This is a genomic window from Moorena sp. SIO4G3, from assembly GCF_010692305.1.
In the GTDB taxonomy this organism is placed as follows: domain Bacteria; phylum Cyanobacteriota; class Cyanobacteriia; order Cyanobacteriales; family Coleofasciculaceae; genus Moorena; species Moorena producens_A.
The window spans coordinates 1-10,619 of the sequence record NZ_JAAHIG010000304.1 but is presented as its reverse complement, the minus strand read 5'-3'; the positions used below and the strand labels follow the sequence as shown (position 1 = coordinate 10,619).

Here is a 10,619-nt window from a genome sequence, read left to right as displayed (position 1 = left end):
TTTTCCCTTCACGACGTTCTTCCGCTAGCTTGAGTTGAACTCACCACAGCCAGGAGGTCTCCGCCGCCAAAGATTTCAGCACCCTTAGTACCATCAACGATGACCAGGTGACTAGATTTGGCAACATCAAAGGTAGTTTGACCAAGCTGGAAGTTGTTGACGGTATCAAAGCCATAGCCGGTGTCGAGGACAATTACATCCTTACCACCCCCTAGCTGGATAGTATCGTTACCACTGCCACTATTAATGAAATCATTGCCAGAGCCAGAAGAGATCAAGTCATTACCAGAACCACCAAAGATTCTGTTATTACCTTCAGCTCCTCTGAGGGTATCGTTACCGCTACCACCGTAAATGAAATCTCGCTGTGAACCACCAAAGATCAGGTCATCACCACTACCGCCGTAAAGGGAATTAACTCCCTCAGCGCCTCTGATGGTATCGTTACCGCTACCACCGAAAATCACATCCCGCTGTGAACCACCGTCGATCAGGTCATTACCATTATCGCCGTAAAGGTAATTAACTCCCTCAGCTCCTCTGATGGTATCGTTACCGCTACCACCGTAAATCCAATCCCGCTGTGAACCACCAAAAATTTCGTCATCACCACTATCGCCGAAAAGGGTATTAATTCCCTCATTACCAAAGATTTTGTCATTGCCATCCAAACCCCGAATCCGATCGTTTCCGGCAGAGCCAAACAGGTTATCATCACCTGATGTTCCTGTGATATTATTAATAGAATTCATTGATGTTTCCTCCTTAATTAGGAATCGTCAGTTGCTATGTAACCCACACCTCGGTTGTATCTGAAGTTACATCTGAGGTGCTGTCTGAGGCTGTATCTAAAAACTGCTGTGTTTTTCAGCCTCTAATGGTTAATCAAACTGAATCTGCTCTTTTTCTACAAAAGGGCAGTTTTTTGTAATATTCCTTAACAAAAGTCCTGGGCAGACCAACCCTGATCAAAAATGCGCCTGAGTTCACTCAGACGCACTATGCTCATCAAATCATGATTTTATGCTCCGGCAAGCTTTGCTTTACCGGAGGCTTGCAGAAAAACCCTAGACAAACACCTGATCCAGATTGTCGATCAGAGTGCTAGCTTGAGTCCAACTCACCACAGCCAGGAGGTCTCCCGCGCTCGAAATTTCCGCACCATTAGCACCATCAATAATGTTCAGCTGACTACTATCACCCGCATCAAACATAGTTAGACCAAGCTGGAAGTTATTGATAGTATCAAAACCATTGCCGCTTTCGAGGACAATTAGATCATCACCACCCCCTAGCCACAGGGTGTCGTCACCACTGCCACTATTAATCAAATCATTGCCAGAGCCAGAATAGATAATGTCATCACCAGAACCACCAAAGATTTCATTATTACCCTCACTGGCGAAGATGGTATCGTTACCGCTACCACCGCGAATCACATCCAGCTGTGAACCACCGTAGATCAGGTCATTACCATCACCGCCGAGAAGAGTATTAATTCCCTCACTACCAAAAATTGTGTCATTGCCAGCCAAACCCTCAATCTGATCGTTTTCGATAGTGCCGAACAGGCTATCATTGTCTGATGTTCCCGAAATAAGATTGTCGTCAATATCTAAGTTAATGTTGAGATCAATCAAGCCTGTCTCCAAGAAAAAGCCATCAACAGCAATTTGGTAGGTGGTACCAGCGGTAACTGTAAATTGAACTGCGCTCTGCACAGTAAAGCCAGGATCAGCATCATCATTACTGGCAATCTCTGTTAAGCTGTTAACTGCTAAACCGGTGTAGACTGCGAGGGTAGTGTCGTAGTTACTCCCAAAAGTGTCAATGGTCACGATACCATCAGCCGGAGCTGTCCAAGACCACCACGCAGAATTCAACTGGAAGTCAAGTACTGCATGATTCGGCTCACCTGGCTCCCCAGTGAAACCCACGTTAGTGCCTGTGGTACTAACTGATATACGGTTTAAGGATATTCGGTCGGCAAAGTTATCATTAGAAACCATAGATGTTTACTCCGTAATTAATAAATTGTAAGTTGTTATATAATGCACACCTGGGTAGTATCTGAGGCTGTATCTGAAAACTGGTGTGGTTTTCAGGCTTTAATAATTCATCAAGTTAAAATTGACCTTTTATGCAGAAAAGCAATTTTTGTAATAGTTTTTAATAAAATCCCTGGGCAGAAAAAGCCTCATGAAAAATGCGCCTGAGTTAACTCAGACGCACTATGCTCATCAAATCATGATGTTATGCTCCGGCAAGCTTTGCTCGACCGGAGGCTTGCAGAAAAACCCTAGACAAACACCATGTCGAGATTGTCTATGAGAGTGCTAGCTTGAGTCCAACTCACCACAGCCAAGAGGTCTCCCGCGCTCGAAATTTCCGCACCATTAGCACCATCAATGATGCTCAGCTGACTACTATCGCCCGCATCAAACGTAGTTAGACCAAGCTGGAAGTTATTGATAGTATCAAAACCATTGCCGCTTTCGAGGACAATTACATCCTCACCACCCCCTAACCACAGGGTGTCGTTACCACTGCCACTATTAATCAAATCATTGCCAGAGCCAGAATAGATGATATCATTACCAGCACCAGCAAAGATTTCATTATTACCCTCACTGGCGAAGATGGTATCATTACCGCTACCAGCATTAATAACATCCAGCTGTGAACCACCGTAAATCATGTCATTACCATCACCAGCAAAGATTTCATTATTACCCTCACTGGCGAAGATGGTATCATTACCGCTACCAGCATTAATAACATCCAGCTGTGAACCACCGTAAATCATGTCATTACCAGCACCAGCAAAGATGTCATTATTACCCTCACTGGCGAAGATGGTATCGTTACCGCTGCCACTATTAATCAAATCATCGCCAGCCCCAGAATAGATCAGGTCATCACCAGCACCAGCAAAGATTTCATTATTACCTTCACTGGCAAAAATGGTATCATTACCGCTACCACCGCCAATCACATCCAGCTGTGAACCACCGTAGATCACGTCATTACCATCACCCCCGAGAAGGGTATTAATTCCCTCACTACCAAAAATAGTGTCATTGCCAGCCAAACCCTCAATCTGATCGTTTTCGACACTGCCGAACAGGCTATCATTGCCTGATGTTCCTAAAATAAGATTGTCGTCAATATCTAAGTTAATGTTGAGATCAATCAAGCCTGTGTTGGAAGAAAAGCCATCAACAGCAATTTGGTAGGTTGTACCAGCGCTAACAGTAAATACAACTTCACTTTGCAAACCAAAGGTGTCATCATTACTGGCAATCTCTGTTAAGCTGTTAACTGCTGAACCGGTGTAGACTGCCAGGGTAGTGTCGTAGTTACTCCCAAAAGTGTCAATGGTCACGATCCCATCAGCGGCAGCTGTCCAAGACCACCACGCAGAATTTAACGGGCTGCTAATGCCTGCATGATTGGGCTCACCTGACTCCCCAGTGAAACCCACGTTAGTGCCTGTGGTACTAACTGATGTACGCTTTAAGAATATCCGGTCTGCAAAGTTATCATTAGAAACCATTGATGTTTGCTCCGTAATTAATGAATTCTCAGTTGTTATATAATGCACACCTGGGTAGTATCTGAGGCTGTATCTGAAAACTGGTGTGATTTTCAGCCTTTAATAATTAATCAAGTGAAAATTGCCCTTTTTCTGAAAAAAAACAATTTTTGTAATAGTTATTAATAAAATCTGTGGGTATAAAAAACCTCATTAAAAAAGCGCCTGATTTCACTCAGACCCACCAAATTAGGTTACCCCTTAACTATAAGTATAGCGCTATCAAAGACGCTATCTATGCATTTTTTTTACTTTTGTTAGAGTTTTATTAAATTTTACCGAATCTTCATTTTACCTTTCCGGTTTTTCATGAATGGGCAAGTAAATAGGCTCAGGGGGTGACAAGCTAATTGAAAATATTACAGGGGTTAGGTTTTAGGGGTTAGGTGTTAGGGAAGAATGTCCGTGCGGGTATGGATTGATTAAAACTATCATTGACGAAGTATGCGTGAAAATTGCTTCAATAGAGAGCAATACAAAAGACTCCGATGCGCTCATTTTACCCAACACCTAAAACCTAACACCTAACACCTATATAGGTTTGAGCTTTTTTGTCACCCCGTGAACTTTCAATGTGTAAGCATTTTGCCTAGGTACTTAGTTGTGAATTAGGAAACGGCAAAGTCAGTTATTTTACGGCGTTCTAAGGTTTTAAAGGCAAGGACAATTTGTTGGGGTGAAATGCCTAGTTTTACCAGTTCGTTGGCCACTCCTTCTTCTGTGCCGTCTTGTTGAAGCCAAATTTTTTCGTTAATGATATCAATGTGAATCAAACTGCCGTAAATTCTTTGATTTTTGTGCCAACCTATTTCCATGAGGAGATAGTGATCTTTATTTTCGTCAATGATTAATTGAAGGTCGCTTTCGGGGTCATTTCCTAAAAATTCAACGTAGTCTTCTAAGACTTTGATAATGGCTTGTTTTAGATTAGTTTTGTTTAAGGTATCCATGTAATAAGCTCCTCTTGATTAACGTCAAAGGTAAAAAGGCGAATGATTTTATCTTCGATTAAAACTTGTCCTGCTTCTTCTTCAAACACTGATGTTCTCACATCTTCTGGAACAGCTAAATAGAGTTTTCTTTCGGGTTCGTAGCGTGCCAGTAGGTGTTCATACAAGACAAATTGACCCACTGCTTCCTCTAAATCTTTCATTTCTGATGCACTGCGGAAACTTTTGATTTCAACAGCAATTTTCTGGACACCTTTTTCCGCCGCAATGAGTCGTTCTGCCCCTAAGTCAATATATAAATTCTTTTTTCTAGTGAGTTTTAAACGATAGGGATCGTGGGTGATTGTCCAACCGTCTTTTTGAAGGGCATTGCGTACACTATCATGATAGTAGTCACGAACTGGCATGGTAATTATTTTAATAATTAATTAATTTATTTATCTTAATTTACTCTGACCATTACCGTTATGATTCGGGTATTCTTAAGTTAGCAAAAAGTGATTATCCAAGGGTCAACAAGATTATTCATAGATGCTATGATGAATATCAAGCTTATTTTCAGAAGTGCTCCTATTTACTAAACCATTAGCACCAGGGCTGAGGGTATTCAACCTGACTTGATATTATTCATGATGTCGCTTTTTAGCCCAAAGTACACCTGACATTATATCTTTATTTATCGTGTTAAATTTTACATCTCAAATACAAACGCTAAATCAAATTTTTTCCAAATCTTCATTATACCTGAAGTTCCCCCGTGCATTTGTACTACAAGGGCAGTGAAAGGCTATCCTAATCAGGGATTTGGGTGACCAATCCCTGACCCTTGTGTGTCCATGTAATCTTTCGATTTTATTAAGATTTAGGTGAGGAGAAATTCGGCTATAATGTAGTCATGTATATAGAACGTGTTCCTAACAGAAATTCTCCCCCTGCCGTCCTCCTTCGAGAGTCTTATCGTGAAGGAGATAAAGTTCGTAAAAGAACTATAGCTAATCTGTCTAAATTACCAGATGAAGTCATAGAAAATCTACGTATTGTCCTAAAAGGAGGAGTAGCTGTTGAGAATTATGGTGAAGCTTTCCAAATTATACGTAGTCTTCCTCACGGTCATGTCGCTGCCGTTTTGGGAACTATAAATAAACTAAAATTGCCAGAATTAATTGAGGAAAAGTCTTCCCGAAAGCGCTCAATCATTCTGGCGATGATAGTGGCAAGGATCCTAGAGCCGCGCTCCAAATTGGCAACAGCTAGGGGACTAAATAAAGAGACTTGTTTTTCGTCATTGAGTAAGTTGTTAGGACTAGAATATGCCGATGAAGATGAATTATACGAGGCTCTAGATTGGCTATTGGCTCGACAAGAGAGCCTTGAGAATAAATTGGCCAAAAAGCATCTATCAGAGGGAAGCTTAGTACTCTATGATGTCAGTTCTACTTACTTTGAAGGCAAGAGTTGTCCCCTGGCAAACTATGGCTATAGTCGAGATAAAAAGAAAGGAAAATTACAAATTGTTTTCGGATTATTGTGTAACCAAGAAGGTTGCCCGATTGCGGTAGAAGTTTTTGAAGGGAATACCAACGACACGGCGACATTAGGCAAACAAATAGAGAAAGTACGTTCTCGTTTCGGACTGAAGCGAGTGGTGTGGGTTGGTGACAGGGGCATGATTACTCAAACCCGCATCAATCAAGAGTTCTCTACCACAGAAGGGCTGGATTGGGTTACGGCTTTAAGAGGAACTCAAATACGGAAATTAGCGGAACAAGAGGTAGTTCAGCTGGGATTATTTGACCAAACTAACTTAGTCGAATTGGAATCATCTTCTTATCCTGGCGAAAGGTTAATCGCTTGTCGTAATCCGATACTAGCTGAAGCTAATCAACTCAAACGAGAACAATTATTGCAAGCGACTGAAAAAGAACTGAATGCTATTGTGGCGGCAACAAATAGAGAAAAAAGAGCGCTAATTGGCGCGGACAAAATTGGCCTGAGAGTGGGAAAAGTTATCAATCGATATCAAGTGGGTAAATTTTTTAACTTGGAGATAACTCAGAGAAGTTTCTCTTATTCACGTAAGAGAGATGTCCTCTCGGTTGAAGCTGCGTTAGATGGTTTGTATGTGATTCGGACTTCGGTGGAGGCAGAAACTTTAGATGCTCCGGCCACAGTGAAAACTTATAAGAGTCTTTCACAAGTTGAGCAGGCTTTCCGTGCTTATAAAACTATGGATTTAAAAGTACGTCCCATCTATCACCATTTAGAAAATCGAGTTAGAGCACATGTCTTTTTATGTATGTTATCTTATTACGTTGAATGGCACATGAAGCAAGCTTTAGCTCCGATACTTTTTGCAGATGAAGAATCTGAACAAGTCAAACTAACTACAACTGAAGTCGTCGCTCCATCCCAACGTTCAAAGAAAGCTTTATCGAAAGCTCGTAAAAAGAAAACACAAGATCAATTCCCTGTACACAGCTTTAATACGTTAATGGCAGATTTAGGGACGATTACCCTCAATACGATTAACACAAAGTTAGAGGGGAAGGATATTACCTTTGAGAAAATAACCCAAGCCACTCTCCTTCAACAAAAAGCTCTTGATTTACTGGGAATTTCGGTATTTTGTACCCAGTAAATGCCTAAGAAAAAATCCTCAATTCCAATCCAAGCATAGGTTGTGCTGTTTTGTCAAAGGGGAACTTCAGTTATACCTTTCCGGTGTTTCATGAATGGGCAAGTAAATAGGTGATGCTTGCTAACGTGGCACCAGCCATGACGATATTTTTTAAATAGCTTAAATAGCGTTGTGAGTAACTGCTACTGAGTAATAGTAAGAAATAGATATCTAGGTATACACGAGAATAATCTAAATAATACCCTAAGATAGTCATGCTAGTCATTGAAAATAGCACAGCATAAATAATGGCACTGATTAGGATAACTTTGTTTTCCCGCAGGGATTGACTGGCTAGCAGTATAGTAACTACAAAAGCTGCTATTAATAAGGCAAATGAATAAGCTTCAAACAGGTTTTTTCCCCCTAGTCCCCCTGTGAGACTATTAATCAGCTTTTGACCTATGCCAAATAGGGGGTAGCCAAAATTTTCACTACCTTCTAGATTCTCTTGAGCCTCTAGATGATAGAAAACATAGATAGCCCACCCAGCTACTGGTATCCAAGCCCATAATAGATGTTGCAGCTGCCGACCTTTGCGCTCCCATATACTGGTTAATAAAATTGCCAACCACATTAATAGCATTGTCTCCCTTGTCAGACAAGCAGCTGCGATCGCTATTGCTGTGTAAATCGCTTTTTCATTGCGATAAAAATAGATAGCTGTTACCAGCAGCAAGCTACTGATTAAATCAGCTGTTGAAAGAGATAAAACCATCCAAATTCCTGGTATAGAAAGAACTAGGAGTGAGTGCCAATTTTTTCCACTATATCGTTTCAGATATAAACTACTCACAAATACTATGAGAATAATAGCTAGACAGTTAATCCCAACCATTGCGTAGGGAATTAACTGGGGATTCCCAAAACCTAATAGATAACCTAGCAGTGGATACAGAATTCTTCTGTAGCGATATTGCGGAGGAGTAATGGCTTCTATTGTGCCTGAGTTTTCTAACCATGGATCCAGGGCAATACTCAGAAACTGTTGACCATCATATCCCTGCTCTCCCTGATAAATCAATACTTGATCACTATTGAGATAAGGAGAAATAGGGAATAGTGATCCAATTCTGAAAAAGCCAGTAATATTCCCTTCAAATTTGACAAAATAAAAGAAACTTACTATAACTAATACTAAAATAGCAGCCAATATTGTATGCCTAATCTCAATCGGCTGGCGATTCCATAATTGTTTCATAACCTAATATCATTTTCGGTTTAACACTTATAATTAGTAGATAATAGGGAACAGGGAACAGGGAACAGGGAACAGGCAATAAAGAGGGAGATTACTTACAAGAAGGAAGCTAAGTTTTTTGATAAGTGATTATAGTAACATGATATAACCCGCTATTCCCTTTTTTACTAAACACTATAATTGCTGATAAAATTAGCAAACAGTAAAAATGCGCCTGGTTAATTCCAGACGCAGGTAATCTTTGCAGCTGACGTTGAACTTCCCCAACCTAAGAGGATTGGGATTCCCAGGCACAACCAAATAGATTGTTATCTCCATGGGCGTAACTTTCCCCCGCACCGGGGGTAGCTGAGTAAGGTCAATTCCCAGTTTTTTAAGACCTTTCTCTTTTATCTTAAAACTACTTGAAAGGGAAAATTAATCCCCAAACTATTCGTCAAGGGGTATTCTTTTCCCTCTCAAACTCTCCCTTTTGATAAATTAAATAAAATGAAATTAACCGAGTGCTTCAGCACCACCCACAACTTCCAGAATTTCCTGGGTAATAGCGGCTTGCCGTGCCTTGTTGTAGGTTAGGGTTAGTTTACCAGTCAGTTCCGAGGCATTATCACTGGCATTACTCATTGCTGTCATCCGACAAGCCAGTTCACTAGCTGCTGACTCTTGTAAGGCCCGTAGTAACTGGTTGTTTAGATATAAAGGCAACAGGGCATCCAGAATTTGGACAGGGTCTTGTTCAAAGATCATGTCACGGGGGAAAGTCTCGGTACTTGTCCTTGTGACTACCTCCCGCTCCACCTTGAACTCACCACCTTTAGTTGTCAATCTGAAGATCTCATCATCCTGTGATTCTAGTCCCTTAGCTGTTAGGGGTAGCAGGGTTTGAACCGCAGGTCGAGAACTAATCAATGAGACGAATTTGGTGTATATCAACTCCACCCGGTCTACGGTTTCAGACAGAAACAGGGAGAGGAGTTGGTCAGCAATCATAGATGCTTCTGATGCTGTGGGAATCTGTTCTAAACCGGTGTACTTGGCATCAATTGGCTGGTCGCGGCGCTGGAAGTACTGAATAGCTTTTCGTCCAACTAGCACATATTTGTAGCCAACCCCTTTCTCCTGTAGTTCCTTTGCACGGTTTTCGGCACGCTTGATAACGTTAGTATTGTAACCGCCACATAGTCCTCTATCCCCTGAAACGACGAGCAAGCCTACATTCTTGATTTCCCGTTCTTTTAGTAGGGGGAGATTGGCATCTTCAAACTGCATCCGGTTTTGCAAACCGTAGAGAACTTGTGTTAAGCGGTCAGCAAAGGGACGGGTGGCAGTTACCTGTTGTTGAGCACGACGTACCTTAGCCGCAGCCACAAGGCGCATCGCTTCGGTGATTTTGCGAGTATTTTTGACTGACTTAATGCGATCGCGAATATCTTTTAGATTAGGCATAATCTGTTCAAGGATGAAGGATGAAGGTTGTCTCGGGTTGAAGGTTGTCTGGTTGAAGGTTGAAGGTTGAAGGTTGTCTCGGGTTGAAGGTTGTCTGGTTGTTCGCCTTTGGCGTTCGGTGTAGGCTAGGTTGACTGTGTTTTAGAGAACCTGCAACCTACTAACCTGCAACTTACTAACCTGCAACCTGCAACGGAAACTAACCTGCAACCTGCAACCTACTAACCTGCAACGGAAACTAACCTGCAACCTGCAACGGAAACTAACCTGCAACGGAAACTAATCTTTAACCTGTTAAGCGGAGACTAGGAAGGTCTGTTTGTATTCTGCGATCGCTTCCTTTAGAATGCTTTCGGCTTCATCAGTGAGCTTCTTCTCCTTTTTGATGATCTCAACGTACTCTGGCTTGCTGGTTTTCAAGTACTCCCGCAGTCCCTGAGTAAAAGTTGTCACCTTATCAGTAGGCACATCATCTAGATAGCCATTGAGTCCAGCGTAAACGATTGCCACTTGCTCAAACACAGCTAGGGGGGAATTCTGAGGTTGCTTCAACACTTCCCGTAAACGCTGACCCCGAGCCAACTGAGCTTGGGTTGCGGCATCCAAGTCGGAGGCAAACTGAGCAAAAGCTTGCAAGTCGTCAAACTGGGCTAGTTCTAGCTTCAACTTACCAGCCACTTTCTTCATTGCCTTAGTTTGGGCAGCAGAACCTACCCGTGACACTGAGATACCAGGGTTAATCGCTGGTCA

8 protein-coding genes and 1 pseudogene are annotated in these 10,619 nt (G+C 41.9%); 1 reads left to right on the top strand and 8 read right to left on the bottom strand.

The window, feature by feature from the left end; genetic code table 11:
• Positions 1-8 precede the first annotated feature (8 nt).
• From F6J99_RS33990 to F6J99_RS33970, 5 genes are all read right to left on the bottom strand, one after another.
• The gene (locus F6J99_RS33990; protein WP_293119727.1) at positions 9-752 is read right to left on the bottom strand and encodes a calcium-binding protein; all 744 of its coding nucleotides are present in this window, start codon (positions 750-752) and stop codon (positions 9-11) included.
• Positions 753-1,067: 315 nt separating this feature from the next.
• Positions 1,068-2,009 (bottom strand): hypothetical protein, encoded by a 942-nt coding sequence (locus tag F6J99_RS33985; protein WP_293119725.1) that lies wholly within the window; start codon positions 2,007-2,009, stop codon positions 1,068-1,070.
• Positions 2,010-2,299: 290 nt separating this feature from the next.
• A complete protein-coding gene (locus F6J99_RS33980; protein WP_293119723.1) occupies positions 2,300-3,556 on the bottom strand; it encodes a calcium-binding protein in 1,257 nt (418 codons plus the stop codon).
• Between the two features lie 647 nt (positions 3,557-4,203).
• Entirely contained in the window at positions 4,204-4,545 is a 342-nt protein-coding gene (locus tag F6J99_RS33975; protein ID WP_293119721.1) for a XisI protein, read from the bottom strand.
• A complete protein-coding gene (locus F6J99_RS33970; RefSeq protein WP_293119719.1) occupies positions 4,533-4,952 on the bottom strand; it encodes a XisH family protein in 420 nt (139 codons plus the stop codon). The genes F6J99_RS33975 and F6J99_RS33970 overlap by 13 nt, the downstream gene beginning before the upstream one ends.
• Before the next feature lie 488 nt (positions 4,953-5,440).
• Between F6J99_RS33970 and F6J99_RS33965 the strand changes: the two genes are divergently transcribed.
• Positions 5,441-7,183, top strand: a complete 1,743-nt coding sequence (locus tag F6J99_RS33965; protein ID WP_293119717.1) for an IS1634 family transposase — start codon at positions 5,441-5,443, stop codon at positions 7,181-7,183.
• 88 nt (positions 7,184-7,271) lie between these two features.
• Here the strand turns inward: F6J99_RS33965 and F6J99_RS33960 are convergent, their stop codons facing one another.
• The 3 genes and pseudogenes from F6J99_RS33960 to F6J99_RS33950 all read right to left on the bottom strand — a co-directional run.
• A complete protein-coding gene (locus F6J99_RS33960; protein ID WP_293119715.1) occupies positions 7,272-8,423 on the bottom strand; it encodes an AZOBR_p60025 family cell surface glycopolymer formation protein in 1,152 nt (383 codons plus the stop codon).
• A 495-nt stretch (positions 8,424-8,918) separates the two neighbouring features.
• Positions 8,919-9,869, bottom strand: a complete 951-nt coding sequence (locus F6J99_RS33955) for a F0F1 ATP synthase subunit gamma (protein ID WP_293119713.1) — start codon at positions 9,867-9,869, stop codon at positions 8,919-8,921.
• Between the two features lie 294 nt (positions 9,870-10,163).
• Positions 10,164-10,619: pseudogene (locus tag F6J99_RS33950) on the bottom strand (F0F1 ATP synthase subunit alpha); the annotation flags it as partial.

What these genes read in the sequence shown, in the direction of transcription:
- F6J99_RS33990 (WP_293119727.1), bottom strand. Translation starts at nt 752, where the DNA reads ATGAATTCTATTAATAATATCACAGGAACATCAGGTGATGATAACCTG.
- F6J99_RS33985 (WP_293119725.1), bottom strand. Translation starts at nt 2,009, where the DNA reads ATGGTTTCTAATGATAACTTTGCCGACCGAATATCCTTAAACCGTATA.
- F6J99_RS33980 (WP_293119723.1), bottom strand. Translation starts at nt 3,556, where the DNA reads ATGGTTTCTAATGATAACTTTGCAGACCGGATATTCTTAAAGCGTACA.
- F6J99_RS33975 (WP_293119721.1), bottom strand. Translation starts at nt 4,545, where the DNA reads ATGGATACCTTAAACAAAACTAATCTAAAACAAGCCATTATCAAAGTC.
- F6J99_RS33970 (WP_293119719.1), bottom strand. Translation starts at nt 4,952, where the DNA reads ATGCCAGTTCGTGACTACTATCATGATAGTGTACGCAATGCCCTTCAA.
- F6J99_RS33965 (WP_293119717.1), top strand. Translation starts at nt 5,441, where the DNA reads ATGTATATAGAACGTGTTCCTAACAGAAATTCTCCCCCTGCCGTCCTC.
- F6J99_RS33960 (WP_293119715.1), bottom strand. Translation starts at nt 8,423, where the DNA reads ATGAAACAATTATGGAATCGCCAGCCGATTGAGATTAGGCATACAATA.
- F6J99_RS33955 (WP_293119713.1), bottom strand. Translation starts at nt 9,869, where the DNA reads ATGCCTAATCTAAAAGATATTCGCGATCGCATTAAGTCAGTCAAAAAT.